This window comes from Ursidibacter maritimus, from assembly GCF_009761395.1.
In the GTDB taxonomy this organism is placed as follows: Bacteria; Pseudomonadota; Gammaproteobacteria; order Enterobacterales; family Pasteurellaceae; genus Ursidibacter; species Ursidibacter maritimus.
The window spans coordinates 382,966-405,161 of sequence record NZ_LEKN01000013.1; the positions used below are offsets into that span (position 1 = coordinate 382,966).

14 protein-coding genes are annotated in these 22,196 nt (G+C 37.1%); 2 read left to right on the forward strand and 12 right to left on the reverse strand.

Annotated features, from left to right (window positions below):
* Positions 1-34: 34 nt before the first annotated feature.
* The 3 genes from A1D26_RS04860 to acpP all read right to left on the reverse strand — a co-directional run bounded on the left by A1D26_RS04860 (position 35) and on the right by acpP (position 3,516).
* Positions 35-616, reverse strand: coding sequence for a porin family protein (locus A1D26_RS04860; RefSeq protein WP_157402949.1), 582 nt, complete (start codon positions 614-616; stop codon positions 35-37).
* 109 nt (positions 617-725) lie between these two features.
* On the reverse strand, positions 726-3,065 hold the full coding sequence (rnr, locus tag A1D26_RS04865) for a ribonuclease R (protein WP_157402950.1): 2,340 nt from the start codon (positions 3,063-3,065) through the stop codon (positions 726-728).
* A 220-nt stretch (positions 3,066-3,285) separates the two neighbouring features.
* On the reverse strand, positions 3,286-3,516 hold the full coding sequence (gene acpP, locus A1D26_RS04870; RefSeq protein WP_006249478.1) for an acyl carrier protein: 231 nt from the start codon (positions 3,514-3,516) through the stop codon (positions 3,286-3,288).
* 355 nt (positions 3,517-3,871) lie between these two features.
* Between acpP and proS the strand changes: the two genes are divergently transcribed.
* Positions 3,872-5,587 carry a proline--tRNA ligase gene (gene proS, locus A1D26_RS04875; protein WP_157402951.1) on the forward strand — a complete coding sequence of 572 codons (1,716 nt, stop codon included), beginning with the start codon at positions 3,872-3,874 and terminating at the stop codon, positions 5,585-5,587.
* Between the two features lie 176 nt (positions 5,588-5,763).
* Here proS and A1D26_RS04880 read toward each other — a convergent pair whose 3' ends face one another.
* The 9 genes from A1D26_RS04880 to plsB form a co-directional block, all read right to left on the reverse strand.
* Complete coding sequence (locus A1D26_RS04880; RefSeq protein WP_157402952.1) at positions 5,764-7,878, reverse strand: DUF2357 domain-containing protein; 2,115 nt, start codon at positions 7,876-7,878, stop codon at positions 5,764-5,766.
* Positions 7,879-8,021: 143 nt separating this feature from the next.
* Positions 8,022-8,282, reverse strand: coding sequence for a type II toxin-antitoxin system Phd/YefM family antitoxin (locus A1D26_RS04885; RefSeq protein ID WP_157394972.1), 261 nt, complete (start codon positions 8,280-8,282; stop codon positions 8,022-8,024).
* A 265-nt stretch (positions 8,283-8,547) separates the two neighbouring features.
* Positions 8,548-9,498, reverse strand: a complete 951-nt coding sequence (gene dcm / locus A1D26_RS04890; protein WP_157402953.1) for a DNA cytosine methyltransferase — start codon at positions 9,496-9,498, stop codon at positions 8,548-8,550.
* 16 nt (positions 9,499-9,514) lie between these two features.
* On the reverse strand, positions 9,515-11,071 hold the full coding sequence (locus A1D26_RS04895) for a hypothetical protein (RefSeq protein WP_157402954.1): 1,557 nt from the start codon (positions 11,069-11,071) through the stop codon (positions 9,515-9,517).
* Between the two features lie 62 nt (positions 11,072-11,133).
* Entirely contained in the window at positions 11,134-13,998 is a 2,865-nt protein-coding gene (locus A1D26_RS04900; RefSeq protein WP_157402955.1) for a valine--tRNA ligase, read from the reverse strand.
* 23 nt (positions 13,999-14,021) lie between these two features.
* Positions 14,022-15,185 carry a reverse transcriptase family protein gene (locus A1D26_RS04905; protein WP_157402956.1) on the reverse strand — a complete coding sequence of 388 codons (1,164 nt, stop codon included), beginning with the start codon at positions 15,183-15,185 and terminating at the stop codon, positions 14,022-14,024.
* Between the two features lie 497 nt (positions 15,186-15,682).
* Entirely contained in the window at positions 15,683-16,099 is a 417-nt protein-coding gene (locus A1D26_RS04910) for a DUF805 domain-containing protein (RefSeq protein ID WP_157402957.1), read from the reverse strand.
* On the reverse strand, positions 16,099-18,708 hold the full coding sequence (gene pepN, locus A1D26_RS04915; RefSeq protein WP_157402958.1) for an aminopeptidase N: 2,610 nt from the start codon (positions 18,706-18,708) through the stop codon (positions 16,099-16,101). Before pepN ends, A1D26_RS04910 begins: the two co-directional genes overlap by 1 nt.
* A gap of 201 nt (positions 18,709-18,909) precedes the next feature.
* Positions 18,910-21,399, reverse strand: coding sequence for a glycerol-3-phosphate 1-O-acyltransferase PlsB (plsB, locus tag A1D26_RS04920; RefSeq protein ID WP_157402959.1), 2,490 nt, complete (start codon positions 21,397-21,399; stop codon positions 18,910-18,912).
* A gap of 142 nt (positions 21,400-21,541) precedes the next feature.
* Here plsB and lexA point away from each other — a divergent pair, with 142 nt between their 5' ends.
* Positions 21,542-22,177 carry a transcriptional repressor LexA gene (lexA, locus tag A1D26_RS04925; protein ID WP_157402960.1) on the forward strand — a complete coding sequence of 212 codons (636 nt, stop codon included), beginning with the start codon at positions 21,542-21,544 and terminating at the stop codon, positions 22,175-22,177.
* Positions 22,178-22,196 lie beyond the last annotated feature (19 nt).

Here is a 22,196-nt window from a genome sequence, read left to right on the forward strand (position 1 = left end):
TATGCCTTAAATCTAATAATATTTTAACTAAAAATTAGAAACGATAAGTTGCGTTAGCACCCAAAGTGTTGCCTTTTAAGCTCTCGCCATCGAATTTGATGTTAGTTCTTAAATATTCTGCTCCAACTTCAAAGTTTGAAGATACGGCGTATTTAGCACCCACACCAAATCCAATACCACCTTTAGTTTTTGCTACCGATGTATATTCAACGTTATTACCATATACTTCACGATCTTTAGCTTCAAATTTAGCAGCTACATAACCTACTTTTACGTAAGGTAATAAATCAGCAGAGACACGGTAACCTTGTAAATAGCTTACGCTTGCTCGCCATTTCTCGTCAACTTTCGTGTATGAACCGTCAGTTTCTGTAACGTCAACTAATTTAGAACTATTTAATTTTACTTTGCCTTCAATCACACCAACCAAATTATTGCCATAATCAATACCATAATCTGCAATGATACCTACGCCAGTTGCGCGTTTAGCACCTTTATATTTAGTTGAAGTTAAATCAACACCTGCGCCAAAACCTGTAAAAGTCTGACCTACAGGCGCTGCAAATGCAGATACTGATACTAAGCTAGCAAGAGTTGCTAAAACGAATTTTTTCATAAAATGCTCCTATATGAGTGTAAAAACAGAGCCAGTGTACTGGCTCATTTTCAAAAAAACAAGTAAAGGATTCACTTTTGTAAATTTTGTGTGAAAAGCAACCGGCTTATTATCTTCTTTTCGCTTTACTGGTTGGGGCTTTTTTCTTTCTAGACGTTTTCTTTTTATCCGCTTTCTTTTTAGAAACCTTTTTTATCGTAGCGATCTCTTTAAAGATAGGCTCTCCTGTTTTCGCTTTTTGTTTTGCAGTTTTACCTGCTGCTTTGGGTTTGCGTAAACTGGTCGTCAAAGCAAAATCTATTTTTTTGTCATCTAAGTTCACGCCGATCACTCTTACTTTTACAGGATCGCCTAAACGATACATTACGCCATTAGCACCTACAAGACGTTGGCGGTCGCTATCAAAGTGATAGTACCCATTATCTAGGCTTGAAATATGTACCAGACCATCAATCAGCAATTCATTGAGCTTAACAAATAAGCCAAAGCCCGTTACGCTTGAAATAACGCCCATAAACTCTTCGCCAATATGATCTTGCATATATTCACATTTCAGCCAATCTGCAACTTCTCGGGTTGCATCATCTGCTCTACGCTCAGTGGCAGAGCATTTTTCCCCGAATTGATCCATATCGTCCAGCTTATAGTGATATCCACCGCCATTGGTGTAATGGCGAGTATTGCCCTGCTGTTTTTCGATTAAATACTTAATCGCACGATGTAGCAATAAATCAGGATAACGGCGAATTGGTGAAGTAAAGTGAGCATATTCCGTTAAAGCTAAGCCAAAATGCCCTTCGTTATCAGGGGAATAAATTGCCTGTTTTAATGAACGTAATAGCATTGTTTGGATCAGCTCTTTATCTGGACGCTCTTTAACTGTATCCAGTAATTTAGCGTAGTCTTTTGGCGTTGGATTTAACCCACCATCTAAAAATAGCCCACATTCTTTTAAGAATGTACGGAAACTTGTCAATTTTTCTTCACTTGGTTGAGCGTGAATACGATAGAGCGAAGGCTCATCGGCTTTCTCGACAAAACGAGCTGCTGCAATATTGGCAAGGATCATACACTCTTCAATAATTTTATGAGCATCATTACGAATCACAGGCTCAATGCGTTCAATACGCCCTTGTGGATTGAAAATAAACTGATTTTCAATGGTTTCAAATTCAATTGCACCACGTTTTTGGCGAGCATCAACAAGCACTTGGTACATTTTATGTAACTCTTCCAAATGGGGAACAAGAGCAGAATAACGTTCTCTTAATGTCTCATTTCCTTCTAAAATATGCCATACTTTCGTATAAGTTAGGCGAGCGTGAGAATTCATCACCGCTTCATAAAATTGGAAATTACCTAATTGTCCTGCCTCGGACACTTGCATTTCTGCCACCAAGCATAAACGATCCACCTGTGGATTAAGTGAACACAACCCATTCGATAATACTTCAGGTAACATTGGGATCACTCTATTTGGAAAATAAACAGAGTTCCCCCGTTGTTGAGCGTCTAAATCAAGCGCTGTTTTTGGGCGAACATAGTAACTGACATCAGCAATCGCTACCCACAAACGCCAACCATTTTCTTCTCGTTGGCAGAAAACAGCATCGTCAAAATCTCTAGCGCTTTCACCATCAATCGTGACAAGGGGGAGATGGCGTAAATCCACTCTGCCTTGTTTGGCTTCTTCGGGTACTTCTTCACTAAATTGGCGGATCTGTTTTTCAACACCCTCGCTCCAAATATGTGGAATTTCGTGATTGCGTAAAGCAATCTCAATTTCCATACCGGGCGCAAGGTTGTCGCCCAAAATTTCAGTAATAAAACCAACAGGGCGTTTAAAATCTGCTTTGCGTGGTTGTAATTCAACAACTACTACTTGCCCCATTCTTGCTCCAAGACGCTGATCTTCAGGAATAAGAATATCGTGCTGAATACGACTATCATCAGGGACAACATAATTGATTCCTGACTCAGTGAAAAATCGTCCGACAATTTGTTTTTTGCGAGCTTCCAATACGCGTACAATACGGATTTCTTTGCGACCACGGCGATCTGTTCCATTAGGTTGAGCTAGGACGAAATCCCCGTGTAACACACGCACCATTTGGTTATTCGGGATAAACCAATCGTCATCATCTTCAACTTGTAAAAAGCCATAACCATCACGATGCCCGATAACTGTCCCTTTTAATAAATCCATCTTTTCAGGTAAGGCATAACGGCGACGTTTGGTAAAGACTAACTGCCCATCATTCTCCATTGCTCGTAATCGACGGCGAATGGCTTCTTGGCGGTCTTCATCATCAATGTTAAAGGTGGCAAGTAGCTCTTCTTTACTCATTGGTGCATCATAATTTCGGATTGTTTGTAAAATAAACTCCCTGCTTGGCACAGGGTTTTCATATTTTTCTAATTCTTGTTGATAATTTGGATCTTGTTTCATTTTCTATATTTTCTCTTATATTTTTTAGGAAGGCATTTGCCTTGTTTTTATGTTGTTTATAATTAAATTTATGAATAAGGCAAAACTTATTCAGGTTCAATGATTTATGTAAAATTACAAAGGTTAAGTTAAAGCTAGATAGGATATAACGGAGAGAAGGGCGTGATAGTCAGCTAACTAAATAAAAAGGCGACTAAATGTCGCCTCTCAAGAACAAATCTTATTGATTGTTTTGAACGTAATCAATCGCAGATTGTACAGTTGTGATTTTTTCTGCTTCTTCATCAGGAATTTCGATATCGAATTCTTCTTCTAAAGCCATCACTAACTCTACTGTATCAAGAGAGTCTGCGCCTAAATCTTCGATGAAAGAAGCTTCAGGTTTAACATCTTCTGCTTTTGCGCCAAGTTGATCAACGATGATTTTTTTTACGCGTTCTTCAATGCTCATTTTGTGTTTCCTATTTGTGAATTCGCTTAAGTGCGAGAGTTATATAGTGTAAAGAAAATTTGCATAAATTCAACCTTTTTATGAGAAGTCAAACCAGCCTTGAGTTTTCTTATACACTTGAACCGATTGTTTTGCTTTTATAAAGCAAAAAGCGAGACGGATTTTAACATTATGAATAGGGTTTATCCATAGCCGATTTTAGCCTGAGATTGAATTTCATCAAACAAGCGGTCGAATTTTTAAGAAATTTTGCAAATTTTTGCAAAATCTTACCGCTTATGCTTTCCTGAATGACTGTTGATCTCTACAATAGCAAAATTTTCACATTTAAAAATTATAAAGATAGGATAAAACAATGCGTACCAGTCAATATTTATTTTCTACACTCAAAGAAACTCCAAATGATGCTCAAGTCGTTAGCCATCAGCTAATGCTTCGAGCAGGAATGATCCGACCGCTTGCATCAGGTTTATATAACTGGCTTCCAACGGGTTTGCGTGTATTAAAGAAAGTTGAAAATATTATTCGTGAAGAGATGAATAAAAGTGGGGCATTAGAAGTGGAAATGCCTGTTGTGCAACCTGCAGATTTGTGGATCGAATCAGAACGTTGGGAAGATTATGGCCCTGAATTACTACGTTTTAAAGATCGTGGCGATCGCCCGTTTGTATTAGGTCCAACACATGAAGAAGTTATTACCGATTTAGTTCGCCGTGAAGTGAGTTCTTATAAACAGTTACCACTCAATTTATATCAAATCCAAACCAAATTCCGTGATGAAGTTCGCCCTCGTTTTGGTGTAATGCGTGGACGTGAATTTTTGATGAAAGATGCTTATTCTTTCCACACAACCAAAGAATCATTACAAGAAACCTATGATGTAATGCACCAAACATATAGCAACATTTTTACGCGTTTAGGCTTAGATTTCCGTCCTGTTGCGGCGGATACAGGTTCAATCGGTGGATCGGCATCTCACGAATTCCAAGTCTTAGCGGCAAGCGGTGAAGATGATGTAGTATTCTCAACAGAATCTGATTATGCAGCTAACATTGAACTGGCAGAAGCGATTGCAGTTGGTGAACGTCAAGCTCCAACTGCTGAACTACAATTGGTTGATACACCAAATGCAAAAACGATCAATGAATTAGTGGAACAGTTTAATTTACCTATCGAAAAAACAGTGAAAACCCTGATTGTAAAAGGGGCAAGTGAAGAAAATCCATTAGTTGCATTAGTCATTCGTGGCGATCACGATTTGAATGAAATTAAAGCAGAAAAATTAGCAGAAGTTGCAGAGCCATTTGAGTTTGCTGACGAAGCAGACATCAAAGCGAAAATCGGTGCTGGCGTTGGCTCATTAGGCCCTGTCAATCTTACTATTCCAGTGATTATTGATAGAAGCGTTGCCATTATGAATGATTTTAGTGCTGGGGCGAATATTGACGGAAAACACTATTTCAACATCAATTGGGAACGTGATGTTGCTTTACCAAAAGTAGCCGATTTACGCAATGTTGTAGAAGGTGATCCAAGTCCAGATGGCAAAGGAACCTTGCTCATCAAACGTGGTATTGAAGTCGGACATATCTTCCAACTTGGCACAAAATATTCAGAAGCGATGAAAGCCACTGTACAAGGCGAGGATGGACGCCCACAAACGATGATTATGGGTTGCTATGGTATTGGGGTAACTCGTGTTGTGGCGGCTGCTATTGAACAACATCACGATGAACGCGGTATTATTTGGCCAACAGATGCAATTGCCCCTTTCACCGTAGCGGTTGTTCCGATGAATATGCATAAATCAGAAAAAGTCCAAGCTTTTGCGGAAGATCTTTATAAAACACTACGCACACAAGGTGTTGATGTTATTTTTGATGATCGTAAAGAACGCCCAGGGGTGATGTTTGCGGATATGGAATTGATTGGCGTACCGCATATGGTGGTTATTGGTGAGAAAAACCTAGAAAACGGTGAAATTGAATATAAAAATCGCCGTACAGGTGAAAAACAGATGATTAATAAAGAGCAATTATTAGATTTCTTACGCTCACAAATTAAAGCTTAAGTGCTTTAATATTTGCAAAAAACCACAATAAAATAACCGCTTGGTTAGCCAGTTTAACTGATTAGCTAAGCGGTTTTTGTTATAACTAATGTTATTAGTGAGAAATTGGAGTGATAGAGAAACTCTGATTTTTATAATGATTTGCCAAAGTAAGTCTGATCTTCTACATCAATATATTATGAATAAATTGCTAATCCATCCAACTCAGTGAAAGACTTCACATTACCCAATTTTTCCAATGTAGTTAGTTTCATCGTATGTCTAAACCCCTTCCCTTGTTCATTTAGTAGTGGGACTTCAATAATTGGTTGTTCTAATCGCAAAGGCATTGCCAATTCAAATAAATAGTACTCCGCTGAACTTTCACTTTCTGCTCCAGCTTGTTCAACAGTAATGTGTGAACGTGGTAATTTTTGTACTGATTTTACAGGATAAATTCGATGAACTTCACCTTGATATGCCAAGGCTAAAAAGCGGATTTCACTCGCCAGATAATCAGGATATTTCAGCTCAAAAGTGGTCACTGGCGTGTGGTACCAAGCTAATTTTCCTTGTTCCAATTGAGTATAATAGTACGCAGAACGATCTTTCCCGACTCCAATAATAAAGACTAAATTATTGTAATAGGTCTGCTGCATACCATGATCAGCAATACGCGCCTCATGCTGTAGCCACAAATTGTCGTGAGCCTGTTGAAGCTGTAATTTAGATTTCAAAAATTCAGTAAGCCAATAATCACCATTTTCTGTTGGCAATAAAGCAAATGCACCGATACCCACTTCATCAATTGCATTTTGATAGGGATTTTCCACCGCTTTTTGATCGAAAAAACCGGGATACAAAGCAAAAGCACCAAACACAGGGCGAGATTTGGGTGTAAGCTGAGAATTATCCAATAAAATCAACGCATCACGATAGCGATGCATTTGGTTAATCGCATCATCTGGTACATAATCAATACGCTCAATATCATCATTTTCGTCTTTAGCTTGCTCTGTTTTTATACGGTATTTCGCATCAAACAGCCAAATATAACGTAGCTTATTTGGAAAGATCACTTCTAAGAAAATATCTGGCTTTTGTGGTGTTACAAAGGATTTGATTGTTTGATTATTTTTACCAAATTTAGGTTCGTGGGCTAACCGAATTTTTACACCATCTTTCTCAAAATGAAATGCACCTCGAATGCCATCTTTCATCATTAAACTAAAATCATCAGCTTGAGCTAACAACTCCTTTTTCCGATGTTTTTCATTGAAACCGAGTTTAAGCAAGCAACGGCGTAATGCTAAAAAGCACCATACTTCATAAAGCTCTGCCACAGATTTTTGCGAAATTTCAGCATTATTTTGCTCAAAAATATCAAGATAATGCTTTAATTCTTGCCAAATTTGGGAAACTCGCTGATAGCCTGAACGCTGTTGTAACACTAAACTTTCTTTACTTAGCCCCTGAAAATCACCAACTTGTTGTAAAAAGGGTTGATGTTGAAATAAGCGTAAAGGCTTTTGCCATTCCTCTAATCGCTGAAAAAAAGCCTTAGATAATCGGTTAGTTTTAGCATTTTCTTTGGTTAAAGTGCGGTTGAAATTTGTCAAGATTTTGAAAGAATGGGCTACTGCCATTTTGACAAAACGGTTTTCTGGTGTATCTACGGATAATGTTTTCTCCGTAATTGCATAACGCTTATGCCATAAACCATTTTGTATATCATTGCGGATTTTTATTGCTGCACGTTCTGGCAATTTCCCTTTGATTTTATCCGCTCTTTGATATTTTTCTACCGCTTGTAGTCGGTTATGTGGACTATTAGCTATCACCTTTAAGGCTGCTGCAAAATCAGCTTGTAAACGTTGAAATTGAGCAAACCAGAGCAATGAAAAATCCACTCGCTTGCGACTATCTTGAACAGATTGCTCCGCTTTTTCAATCAAATTAAACCGCCATAGCGGGTAATGTTCGTCAATATCGGCATACATTTGAGGTAAGTCGGAATGTAAATCCATTTTGCTTGGTAGAACCTCAAAAGCAAAATCAAAAGTATGCGTTGATCCATCAGCTAACTCATAGCTTAAAGGCAAATGAAACCAACCAACATCATTTCCTGTATCCAATGAACCTATCAATAATTTTCGCTGAGAATTAAACCGAAAAGCGTCATTTACACTATTTAACTTGTGCATTAACCGCACATTTTTTACATCGTTATGAAAGAAAAATTCAAAGTCATAACGACTATTTTCAAAGAAGATGGGCTGTTCAAGCGGTTGCTTTTGATGATTAATTTGCAAATAGTAAAGAGGGATTTCTTTCCCTCGTTTTTTTGATGTAATTGGTGTGATTTTAAATATTTTGTCCTATATGCCTTATATTCAGATTGAGCTAGTAATGTTCGATCAAAGGCAAAGCAAAATATGAGTATCTAGCAATACTTTCATTTTGCTTCTCCATTAAACATTATTAGAATTTCCTCTTCGTATAAACGATCAAAATTATCAGGTACAATTTGCTTCTGCATAAAGCCAAATCTTGTAGTAGGTAAATCATTATCAATTGGTACGATTTTTACTTGTGGTTTGCCTGCTTTTGCAATGATCACTGGTGTTTGTTGACGCTTAACTTCTTCCACAATGCGTGATAAATGCGTTTTGGCATCGTGAATATTGATACTTTGTAATTCAACAGCAATAGACATTTTATACTCGTTTTAACTTAGTTAGTTTGATAGAGAAGCTCTCATTTTTATAATGATTTGTCAAAGTAAGTCTGATCTTCTACATCATGTTCAGATTATGAGCTAAGCGTACTTTTTTACATCATCATGAAAGAAAAATTTGAAATCATAACGACTATTTTCAAAGAAGATAGACTACACAAAAAGTAGCCTTGTTAAAATAACCTGAAAATTAACCGAGTTTAGTAGAGAAATATAGTAAATGTAGAAATTTACTATATTTCAATTAATTTGATATTACTTGGCGTATATTCTCTGCAATACGTTTAATTACTGGAACAACTACACTATTTCCTGCTTGTTTATATAAGTGAGAATTAGTCAAATTTGGCAATTTAAAATCTTTAGGATACCCTTGGAAATTAAAACATTCTCTAGGGGTTAATTTTCTAATAGTTTCAGGTAGTCCTTGAACATTCAATAAAGGAACATTATGCCCACCAGTACCCATATTTGCAGTAAGTGTTGGACATAGATTATTTTTATTTTCTCTGACATATTTCCTTCTCCATTGATATAAAGTTTCATATCCTGTGACATTTTTAACTAACTCGTTAAAGAATGGAGTTTTATTTGTATAAAAAAACTTTTTATCAATATCTAATTCATTTTCTAACATGTCTTTTATTGTTTTTTCTAATTCTATTTTTATAGGAAACTCAAATTTTTCTGCAAATTTCTTATTTTTGAAACAAACTATGTAAATTCTCTCCCTGTTTTGTGGTATATTTCCGTACTCGCAAGCATTTAATATTTTATATTTAATAAAATAGCCATTCCTTTTTAGAGAATCTTGTATAATCGCAAATGTCCTACCATGATCATGAGTGACTAAATTTTTAACATTTTCAAGAAAAATTATTGATGGTTGCTTTGCAATAAAAATTCTTTCTAGTTCAAAAAATAAATCACCTCTTCCTTTATCTTCAAATCCTTTTCTATAACCTGCAATAGAAAATGCCTGACATGGAAATCCTGCTAACATAACATCAAAATCAGGTATTTCATGTGCTTTAACATCGACAATACTACGGTGATCCATAAAAATATTATGGTTAGATATAAAAGTTTCTACAGCATTTTTATCTATTTCATTTGCATAAATAATATCAAATCCAGCTTGCTGGAAGCCTAGATCAATACCACCAACACCCGCAAAAAATGAAGCACATCTCATTTGTTATAATTCCTAATTAAGTTCCTATAAAATCTTTTGGAGGGTTTTCTGGATCTATCCAAATAAACTCTAATCCAATACCCCTATTACTATCAGCAAATTTAACAAGCCTAATACCATTTATACCTAAGTCGTTTAATTTTCTATATGTTAATAGCTCTCGATATTTAAGCTGAAATACATTGTATAATAACCATCCCCCTAAGATATCTTGACTATCTTTAGATTGGATAGCTTTGCCATTATCTTGGTTTATATATGCTTGTATTATATTTCCTGAAGGAATAAATTCGAGATTAAAAACTCGATCTTCAGGATTAAGTACTAATTGATTAGTTCCCTCTTTAAATGTTCCAAAATTTTCTCCAAAAAAATGAGGGTTATTCCTGTGAAATTTAAATGAATTAGGAATTGGGATATAAACCTCCGTTGCAGAACGACATACTAACTTCTCAATATCTTCATATAAATCCGTATAGGGATACTTCTCTTTAATAAAAGACAATAAACTTTCTCTATCCTTTCTTCTTTTAGATAAAGCATTCTTATTATTTGCTATTTTCTCTAATAATAATTTAGATAATTCAGTAATGACTTTATTAAAATCATTACTGTTATGATATTTAGTATGCTTATTAATAAATTTATTTAATGCAGATTTTCTACTTTTATGAGAAAGTTTACTACCGCCATTAAAAGCATTAAACCCCGAAGCTTCTTCAATTTCGATCATCCAAGAAACTGATTCTAGTATTTCTTTACTTTCATTTTTTGGGAAATCCTTGGATAAATTTTCAAAAAAATCAAATGGATTCTGAATATAATTAACATCCCACTCTTCAAGAATAATATTCTTATTATCAAAATTCATAAATAACTGACTATCTGCAGTAGTGTATTTATAAATATGTTTTCCATCATTAAACTTGAAGTTTTCAACTTTACCTGTTGTCCCCTCAATGACTATATTATCAATATCCACAGGTTCATAAGGTATTTCCCCCACAAAAATCTTAGGTAACTCATTCTTTTTAGTTGTCATCAGGACATGATAAACAGCTTGAATTTCAGATTCATCTCCTTGAAATCCTTTTATTTGAGCTTTAGATGAATTAAGCCTTTTATTGCGTAACTCGGCTATTTTTAGAGCTAATGCTCGATATAGTGGCTCATTAATTTTATTAATTTCTTCTTTGCATGAACAACTTTCTGCGTTCTCTCTTATTTTCCCAATAATATTAACCCAATCAGAACTAGCTGATTTGAATTGAGCTATTTTTTGATCTTTGGCATCAATCCCGAATGCTTTTATTCCAACTAGATATTTTTCTCCAGTATCTAGTTTTATAGAAGCATCATAGGATGTATTAGCAATATCTTCACTTGTTGCGTTAAAGGATTTTTGAAAGACTGTTTCCTGGAATTTAGAATTCACAATAGGAGCGACGATGTATTTTCCTTCTGTTTCCTCTACACTTTCTGATTTTTGAGAAAAAGCTTCACTTAAACTAGCAAAATTAGAAATTAGTGTTTTGTATTTCAGTTTGTTAGCTTCAGGTAGTTTTTTCCACATTATGTTCATCCTCTATTAAAATGCGGTCAAAATTGACCGCACTTTTCATTCAACTTCACCAATTACAAAGTTTCAATCGCTTTATACTGCTGTTTGAGTTTTTCTAAACCCTCAGCGTATTCTGCCATTTTTTCACGCTCTTTGGCGATCACTTGCTCTGGGGCTTTGGCAACAAAGGCTTCGTTGCTGAGTTTGTTTTCGATACGAGCGACTTCGTTATTCAGTTTTTCGATCTCTTTATTCAAACGTGCTAGTTCTGCCTCTTTATTAATAAAGCCTGCCATTGGCACGAATAACTCCGCATTGCCGATCAGTTTGGTCACTGAAAGCGGTGCTTCTTCACTAGCGTTAAGGACTTTAACATCGTCTAACTTCGCAATGGCTTTTAACAAGCGGTCGTTTTCAGCAAGAATTTTGCAATCTGTTTCGCTGATATTGCGTAGCAATAGGTCAAGTCCTTTGCTTGGGGCGATGTTCGATTCCGCACGAATATTACGCACGGCAATAATCACCTCTTTTAACCACGCAATTTGTTGTTCTGCTTGGTTGTCGATTGCTTCGGCATCTACTTGTGGGAATGACTGTAACATAATGGTATCGCCTTCAACACCTGCAAATCCTTTCACTTTTTGCCAAATTTCTTCGGTAATAAATGGAATAATCGGGTGAGCTAAACGCAATAATTTTTCCAACACTTTCACTAACGTTTGGCTTGCACCACGTTTTTGAGCGTCCGTACCGTTAGCAAAAATAGGTTTAGTTAGTTCTAAATACCAGTCGCAGAATTGGTTCCAAGTAAATTCGTAAATGGTATTTGCGGCTAAGTCAAAACGGTATTGTGCTAATGCTGAACGGAATTCTTCAACAGTGCGGTTGAAAGTCGATTCAATCCAACGATCCGCTAAACTGTATTCCACTTCGCCACTGCTTAAATCCAGTTTGTCGTTTGTGAGTACAAAACGGCTAGCATTCCATAATTTGTTACAGAAATTGCGGTAGCCTTCAAGGCGTTTCATATCCCAGTTAATATCACGACCATTACTTGCTAATGCAGCAAGGGTGAAACGCAATGCGTCCGTACCGTGAGCAGAAATACCATTCTCAAACTCTTTACGCGTTGCTTTGGCAATTTTTTCTGCAAGCTGTGGCTGCATCATATTGCCTGTTCGTTTTTCGAGAAGATCTTCAAGGGAAATGCCGTCAATCATATCAATTGGGTCTAATACGTTCCCTTTCGATTTCGACATTTTCTGCCCTTGTTCATCACGAATTAAGCCTGTTACATACACCGTTTTAAACGGTACTTGCGGTTTGCCATTTTCATCTTTGATAAAGTGCATCGTAAACATTATCATACGCGCCACCCAGAAGAAGATGATGTCGAACCCTGTAATTAACACATCGGTTGGATGGAACATTTTCAATTCTTTGGTTTGCTCTGGCCAACCTAAAGTGGAGAACGTCCATAAACCTGATGAGAACCACGTGTCCAACACATCTTCATCTTGGCGTAGTACAACATCAGAATTTAACTGATATTTTGACCGCACTTCTGCTTCATCACGAGCAACATACACATTGCCTTGCTCGTCATACCACGCAGGAATACGGTGTCCCCACCATAGCTGGCGAGAAATACACCAATCTTGAATATCACGCATCCAAGAGAAATAGAGGTTTTCATACTGTTTTGGTACGAATTGGATTTCGCCGTCTTCCACTGCTTTAGTCGCTACTTCTGCAAGTGGTTTTACCGACACATACCATTGGTCTGTCAGCATTGGTTCGATTGGCACGCCACCGCGGTCGCCGTAAGGCACTTTCAAATCGTGTGGTTTAATTTCATCTAACAAGCCGAGTGCTTCAAAATCCGCTACGATTTTTTTACGCGCCACAAAACGCTCTAAACCTTGATAATCAGCAGGGATTTTCGCTTCGTAAGTTGTTAGCGGTTTGCCGTCTGTACCGATAATTTCCGCTTCCGCACGAATATCCGCATTTAAGGTCAGAACGTTTACCATTGGCAAACTATGGCGTTTACCGACTTCGTAGTCGTTAAAATCGTGAGCAGGGGTAATTTTTACCACTCCTGTTCCAAATTCACGATCGACATAATCATCGGCAATAATTGGGATTTCACGATTAGCAAGCGGTAGGATAACCGTTTTACCAATCAAGGATTGATAGCGTTCATCTTCTGGGTGAACCGCCACCGCTGTATCGCCTAACATCGTTTCAGGACGAGTGGTCGCTACCACTAAATAATCTTTACCGTCTGCGGTTTTTGCACCGTTTGCCAATGGATAGCGGAAATGCCACAGCGAGCCTTTGCTATCTTTGTTTTCCACTTCTAAATCGGAAATAGCGGTGTGAAGTTTCGGATCCCAGTTTACTAAGCGTTTACCACGATAAATCAAGCCCTCTTCGTGTAAACGAACGAACACTTCTTTTACCGCATTGGATAAGCCTTCGTCCATTGTAAAACGCTCGCGATCCCAGTCGATTGAGTTGCCTAAACGGCGCATTTGTTGGCTGATTGTACCGCCTGAATAGGCTTTCCAGTCCCAAATTTTGTTGATGAAAGCCTCACGCCCGTAGTCGTGGCGAGTTTTGCCCTCTTCCGCTGCGATTTTACGCTCTACCACCATTTGCGTGGCGATCCCTGCGTGGTCTGTACCCGCTTGCCATAAGGTGTTATGCCTTTCCATACGGTTGAAACGGATTAACGTATCCATTAAGGTTTGTTGGAAAGCGTGTCCCATATGCAATGAGCCCGTCACATTCGGCGGTGGAATTGCTATACAGTAACTTGGAAAGTTCGGGTTTTCAGTCGGCTTAAAATAGCCCTGTTCTTCCCAGTGTTTATAAAGTGCTTGTTCTACTGCAGAAGCGTCGAAACGGTCTGCCATTTGGATTTGTTTGGTCATTGATTTTCTCTTAGTTATACAATTTAAAAGGGAATATTATCATCATCAAAAAATATATTTGATGAACTTTGATTAACTTTGGCGTCCTTTTTCTCTTTTTTAGGAAGAGCACAACTTGCCCAACCTCTAAAACCTATTACTGAATGAAAATTATACCTACATTCATCACATTTTTTTATAATATCTTCTAGTTTTATTTTATATTTTCTATACTTAATCCATTTAAAATCAGTATGATTATTTATTATATGATTATATTCAGAATTATATTTTAAATACTTATGATATCTTCCTATTTCCTTGACGTCAGAAATATATATATTTCCTGAAAAAGAAACAAAAATATTACAAGCTTCATTTAAAAACCCATCAAGAAATTTTAGATTCCAATTTAATATATTATCTTTGTTTTTATAGTAAGTGTTTAATAATTTAAGAACATTAACTAACTTTAGAATATCTTTTTCCATAAAGGAGATGTCTTCTATAATATTAATTATAAATTTAATGTTTTTTTGATATTGATGCTCTAAAGCTCTTAGTTTCTTTTTGGTTTTTCTTGTTGAAAAAACACCTTTTTCATTAACAGATATACCAGTTATAATAAAATTCCCATTAACTGCTTTTTGAAATTTTGTTTTCTTATTGTTTATTTTAAACCCAAACTCATCTAAAATTTTTATAATTCTTTTATGAATAACTCCTTTACATCTTATATCATTAAAACTAAAGGTAAGATCATCAGCATATCGGGTATAAACAATATTTTCATCTAAATTTTTAACAAAGTTTAGAATAGCTTGATCAACTGGAATAAATGCAATATTAGAAATCATAGGGCTTGTTGGCAAACCTTGTTTGAGAAAGCCATCAATAAAAACAAGATTGATAACTTCATCATTAATGAGTCCTTTTACACTTTCACTAGTAATACTATCAAAAAAATCTTCAATATCTAGTTGTAAGCAATAACGATAACCTATGTGTTGCATTGCATTTGTAACACTATTTCTCCCAGTTAAAAACGCATGATTAACTTTACACTTATCTCGCTCTAAAAGAATCTCATTAAGGTATTTAAGGTTTTTATTCAGTTGCTCAGCATATGAGGGGGTGGGAACAAAAACCTTTCTAAATTTTCCATTATTTTTAGAAATAGTTATAATTTTTTCTATTCTATCTTTCATTTTTATTGTATCCTAAAAGCTCGTGCTTATTGATTTAGCTATCTAGTAAAAGCTATTTAGTAAATAATTTGTACTGGATAATAAGTAATTTAGGGTGTTGATGTTCCGTCCACTCATTGTTTCTTATATTAAACCATAAAATTCTGGGCACTTCGTGCCCTAACGTTTTAGGTTGGGGGTTTAGATCGTCTTCGATCATATTCGAGCAGGTTACGTAAATTAGTATGCACATTCCCAATAGCACTCGTGTTCACACGAGTGCTATTCTAATCTATACAAGCGAAAAAATTTGCAAAAACCGTTAGAAATCTTACCGCTTATTTATCTTTCGTTTTGTAATTCACGCCTGCCAAATCTCCCCTAGCCCCTCTTTGCTAAAGATGGGGATTAGATTGCAGAAACTTTTTTCACATTTTTTGCCCATTAAACCAAATTTTTTAGAGATACAGCTGCTACACAAATTGGCTTTGTGCAATGTCGAAATAATTTCGGTTAATTTATCTAAACCGAACAGGTTTCCCGTTGCTGCCATACTGGTTTGCTTCAGGGTTACCCGCAAATACGCCCCATTCTAATAACAACATTGTGCCAATGAATACGGGCATAAAAATACCGAGTAACCACGCCATTGTTCCATCTGTTCCCGATGAACATAAGTAGCATAAGATAGGGACGAGAACCATCAATAACGCTTTTCCAGAACGATTTCTGTCGTGTAAGCGTTTTGTGATGACAGCCGCCAAGCTATATGCTGATAACAGCAATGGCAGTATGCTAATCCAACTAAAAGCGGTCGGATTTAAGATAAAATTTGCAAATATAAACAAAAATGCGAAGTTAATTCCAAAGCCGATCCAAAACCCTTGACGGTTAAGACGACCTTGGAATGAAAATAACGCAGTGTACCAAGGCATTACTGCAATGCCTTTTCAATTTTCTCAAACAGATCACGAGCCAAATTATCTAACCCTTTCAAGCGTTCTAAACCACGACGCATTAAGGTTTGACGTTGTGCATCATAACGTGAGAGCTTGATCAACGGTTCAATTAAGCGAGCAGCAACTTGTGGGTTGGTTTCATTTAGTTTGATCAACATATCTACTAAGAAGCGATATCCAGAACCATCAATAGCGTGGAAAGCTCTTGAGTTTTGCGATGCAAAGCTACCAATTAAAGCACGTAGGCGGTTAGGGTTTTTCAAGTTAAAGCTACGGTGGCTTAATAAGCCTTGCACTAGCTCTAATACATTGTCATCAGGGCGAGTAGCTTGTAAAGCAAACCATTTATCCATTACTAAACCATCGTGGTGCCATTTTTCTTCAAAATCTGTTAATAATTGATCACGACAAGGAAGCTGTGCTTTTGTTGCTGCAGAGAGTGCTGCTAGCGTATCTGTCATATTATCGGCTTGATGATAATGTTTGTGAACTAAGGTATTTCCTACATCTGTAAACGCTAGATAGGATAAGCACACATTGCGTAATGCTCGTTTTGCCATATCTTCCGCTTCGACGCGATAACCTGTTAGTTTATTTTGATTATAAGTCACTAAGAAACGATCTTTTAATGCTTCTGCAATTTGATGCTGCATAAAATCACGTACAACGGCAATGCCTGCAGGGTCAATCACTTTAAAAGATTCTGCAAATTCAGTTTCTTTTGGCAATGTTAGCGTAAGTGCCGCCAATTCAGGATCTTGATTTGCATTTTCGAGCACTAAGGTTAAACCATCTAATAATTCAGGCGAGAAGGTCATCGTTTCGCCTTGTTGATGACGAGTTAAGTTGGCTTTTAATTCGTTGATAAACAGTGTTTGAGCTGCGTCCCAACGAACAAAGTCATTCTCAGCATATTTCAACAGTGTGTTAAGTTGCTCTGTGGTGTAATTATAATCAATACGTACAGGAGCAGAGAAATCACAAAGTAGCGCAGGCACTGGGCGTTGCGGTACATTATGGAACTCAAAAGTCTGATTATCGTGAATCACATCTAACACATCACTTACCGTTAATAGCTCGTGCTGTAATTTCAGTTTTTCGCCATTTTGTCCGTAGAGTGCAATTTTCAATGGAATATGCAAATTCACTTTTTCTACTTGATCTGCCGTTGCAGGCGTCATTTGTGCAACGTGTAAACGATAGGTTTGGCGTTTCTCATCATATTCGTCTGCGACTGTCAGCTCTGGCGTACCTGATTGGCTATACCAACGGCGGAACTGCTGTAAATCAATGCCAGATGCACGCTCCATCGCTGAAACAAAATCTTCACAGGTTGCGGCTTTACCATCATTTTCTGCCACATAAAGTTTCATTCCTTTTTGGAATTTCTCTTCGCCTAGTAAAGTGTGAATCATACGAATGACTTCCGCCCCTTTTTCATAAACGGTTACTGTATAGAAGTTATTCATTTCAATCACTTTTTCAGGGCGAATTGGGTGAGCCATCGGACTTGCATCTTCAGCAAACTGGAAAGCACGCAAGAAACGGACATCTTCAATTCGTTTTGCAGAACGAGACCATAAGTCTGATGTAAATTCTTGATCGCGGAATACGGTTAAACCTTCTTTTAAGCTTAGTTGGAACCAATCACGACAAGTAATGCGGTTACCCGTCCAGTTGTGGAAATATTCGTGAGCAATCACGCTCTCCACATTCATATAATCTTCATCGGTTGCTGTTTGTGGGTTAGCTAAAACAAATTTCGAGTTAAAAATGTTTAAACCTTTGTTTTCCATCGCCCCCATATTGAAGAAGTCTACTGCTACGATCATATAAATATCTAAATCGTACTCTAAGCCAAAACGTTCTTCGTCCCATTTCATCGAACGTTTTAAACTTGCCATTGCCCAACTTGCACGATCTAAATTGCCACGATCAACGTAAATTTCTAAATCAACTTCACGTCCGCTCATTGTGGTAAATTTATCTTGTAACAGGTCAAAATCACCTGCAACCACCGCAAATAAATAGCTTGGTTTTAAGAATGGATCTTCCCATTCTACCCAATGACGACCATCATCTAAATCACCTTGTGCAATGCGGTTACCATTTGAAAGCAAATATGGATATTTGCTCTTGCAAGCGGTGAGTTTCGTGCGATATTTTGCAAGGACATCTGGGCGATCTAACATATAGGTGATTTGACGGAAACCTTCTGCTTCACACTGAGTACAAATACCATCGCCTGATTGATACAGCCCTTGTAAAGAAGTATTTTTAGACGGTTGTAATAATGTTTTAATTTCTAATTCAAATTGATCTGATGGGAAATTTTCTAAAGCTAGGGTTAAAGATTCATTATCTTGTTGGTAGTTTGAAAAGGTTTCGCCATTGAGTTTAACGGAAACCAACTCAAAACTATGCCCATCTAAACGTAAACTCGTTGCTTCTGGATTTTTACGTTGTACGCTTAAACGTGATGTCACCAATGTTTCTTCAGGGTCAAGTTGAAAATCAAGATAAATATCGGTGATAGTAAAATCTGGTTGGCGATAATCTTTTCTAAATTTGGCTTTAGGTTGCATAGTATTTCCTCAGATCATTTTTAAAGTCATTCTGTGTAAGTATATTGCAGTTTATCAAGAAAGTCATTGAACATTCCCAACTCCAAAACATAAGCGAAATTCTACCCTTTTCTTTGCCCAATAAAAAAGCGGAATTTGCAAAAAATCCCGCTTTTGTTACCGCTTATATAAAACATAAGCCTATTATTTCAACAAAACTGTTTATTGTACTGTTTCTTCTAGTTCTTTGGTTACTTTACTGTCTTCAATCTTGCTTTCATCAGTGGAGTGAATTTCTTCCATTTTAACCATAGCACCTTGAATAGTTTGCTGAATTTCTAAAGAAATTAAGCCTCGCAATAAAGTTTCGATATCCCTCACTTTATTCACTACAGTATTTCCTTCGTCATCAAAATATCCTTGCTCTTTCAGTGTTCCACTAAAGGTTGAGAATAAGGATTTATCGAAAAATTCTGGTGCATTGATGCCATGTAAGACAGATAAACGCTGTGCAATAGAACAACTCTCTTTCTCTAATTCATTGCGGCTAATGTCAGGTTGCTCAATTAAAATACTCAAGCTGATGTAATAGCGCTGTAATAATTCACGAATTGTCGCTGCGTGTAACTGTAACGAGCGAATACGATGGCGGTTGATCATAAACATTTCGCTTTCGCTCTTAATAATATTTTGGTGACTAAATTCTGCTAAAATATCTTCAATATGAGCTCGAACTTGATCTTCCGCAAAGTGTAAAAAGAGTTCAGCTTGTAAGAACGGATAAATACGCTGAACGCTTTGCATAATCAGATCTTTCGATACCGCTTCGTGATGCAATACAATGCTTGCCACTAAAGAAGGTAAAACAAATAGATGTTGGATATTATTACGGTAATAAGTCATCAGAATTGCTGATTGACGATCTAAACGAATAATTTCACCAAAGTTATCTTTCTCTACAATCACACCCGAACGTGGTAGTGTGAGCACGTGTTCTAGCATTTCATTAGCCGTTTCCGTTGGAATAGTAATATCTTTGTTATACGGCACATTTTTAAACAACAGGACACAGCTTTCAACTTGTTCAATAAGCTGTTCTTTGGTTAAAGAACGCTGGCGTGAGCCTAACAAAATTGAACCGATCAAGTTTTTCGCATTTACCGCTGCCGCATTATTGATGTTCACCATCACTTGTTTTGACACTGACTCAACAGCATTATTCAACCATTTCGGACGAGCGTCTTCCTCAAGCGGTGCTTTCCACTCTGGAAAATGCAAATTCAAGTAATTATTCAATTGGATAGGTTCACCAAAGTTCACAAAACCTTGCCCAAGGTTACGTAATTTTTTGATAACTCGCAGCACTAGACCTGCATTTTCTTTCTCTTTTTCTGCACCTCGTAGCTCTTTGGCATAGGTATCCACTTCTAAAACGTGTTCATAACCGATATAAACAGGCACAATGCTAATTGGACGTGAAAGTCCACGCTGCAAGGCTTGTAAAGTCATCGACATCATTCCTGTTTTCGGGTCAAGTAAACGCCCTGTACGAGAACGCCCGCCTTCGATAAAGTATTCGACTGAATAGCCCCGATAAAATAATTCCGCTAGATATTCTCTAAAAATCGTGGAATAGAGACGATTTCCTTTGAAGGTTCGGCGGATAAAGAATGCGCCCCAGCTACGAAAAATTGGGCCTGCTGGCCAGAAGTTAAGGTTGATCCCAGCAGCAATATGTGGCGGAACTAAACCTTGATGATAAAGGATATAGGAGAGTAATAAATAATCCATATGGCTACGGTGGCAAGGCACATAAACTAATTCGTGTCCTTCCAATGCCAATTTACGCACACGCTCTGCGTATTGCACATTGATGCCTTGATAGAGCTTATTCCAAAGCCAACTTAATAAACGATCTGCAGTTCTTAAACTTTCGTGGCGAACATTTGCCGCAATTTCATCAAGAATCTTTTCAGCCTCTTTGCGTGCTTTTTCTGGCGAACTCTTTGGTTTTTGAGCTTCATCTTCAATTGCAGCTAAAATCGCAGGAGATTGCAGTAATTTATTGAACATCGCCTCACGATCAGGCAAACGAGGCCCTGTCGCTGAATAACGTTGTTTAGAAAAGTGCATTTTGGCAACACGAGCTAATTTTTGAGCAATACCTTGATCAGCACCGTGAGTTTCTACCATATAACGTAACGAAACCGCTTGAGAAAAACGGATAAAATTGTCACGACCAAACCAAATCATTGTTATTAAACGTTGTAATGGTCCTAACAGACGTAAAACAGGTAAGCCTTTTTCTTTCCCTGGTGCTCTCCCCCATAGCACAGAAACAGGAATAAGCTGAACATCTAATTGACTATTCACCCGATGAAGATCTAAATAGCGATAGAATACTGTTTCCGTTTCACTTTTTGCCCCTTTAGACTTAAAAAAGCGTCTGCCTTCATCTAAAAAAACATAGCGTGGTAATATTTGTCCTTCAATCTCATTTGGCTGTAATGGATCGGGTAAATTTAAGGCTAAACAATCTTTCTGTAAAATTAAAAGGTCGGTTTGTGAAGTGTAAGGTAATACATAGATGAACGGTTGTTCAGGATTCAGCTCTAATTCTTCAATTGGGTTCGTAGGAATAGAACGAGATTTTACCAATAAAGAGAGTGGTATATTTAAAAACTTACGATAAATGTTAATTAATGCTGACATTTTTGTATCCTTTTGAATAATTATGGTCGGATTACGCGAATTTTAGCATAAATTCTTATAGAAAATGGTATTTGTTAGTTACAAATCCACATTTACTGTATATAATGACACTATTTTCTGTATATAAAGACAGTGAGGATTTATGAAGCGCCAACATTTAACCGCTCGCCAACAAGAAATTTTTGATTTTGTAAAACAACATATCGAAAGCACCGGAATGCCACCAACTCGGGTAGAAATTGCTCGTGAAATTGGTTTTAAATCCCCAAATGCGGCAGAAGAGCATTTGAAAGCCTTAGCTCGTAAAGGGTATATTGAAATGTTATCAGGGACATCTCGCGGTATTCGTATCCTTGTTGAAGATGAAGAGGTTGCCGCCAATGATGAAGAAGGCTTACCGCTGATTGGCAAAGTTGCCGCAGGTACACCAATCCTTGCGGTAGAACATATTGAAAACCGCTATCCTGTTAATGGAGCAATGTTCTCGCCACAGGCGGATTATTTACTTAAGGTCAGTGGCAACTCAATGGAAAAAATAGGTATTCTAGATGGCGATCTACTCGCTGTTCATCGTACTCAATCAGTGCGTAATGGACAAGTTGTTGTTGCCCGAGTTGATGATGAAGTCACAGTTAAACGCTTAGAAAAGAAAGGGGAACTTATTTACTTACACCCTGAAAATGATGAACTACAAGCGATTGTTGTTGATCCAAGAACATCTTTTATTGAAATTGAAGGCATTGCTGTTGGTGTAATTCGTAGTAATGCGTGGATGTAGAGTAGTAATAAATAGGTAA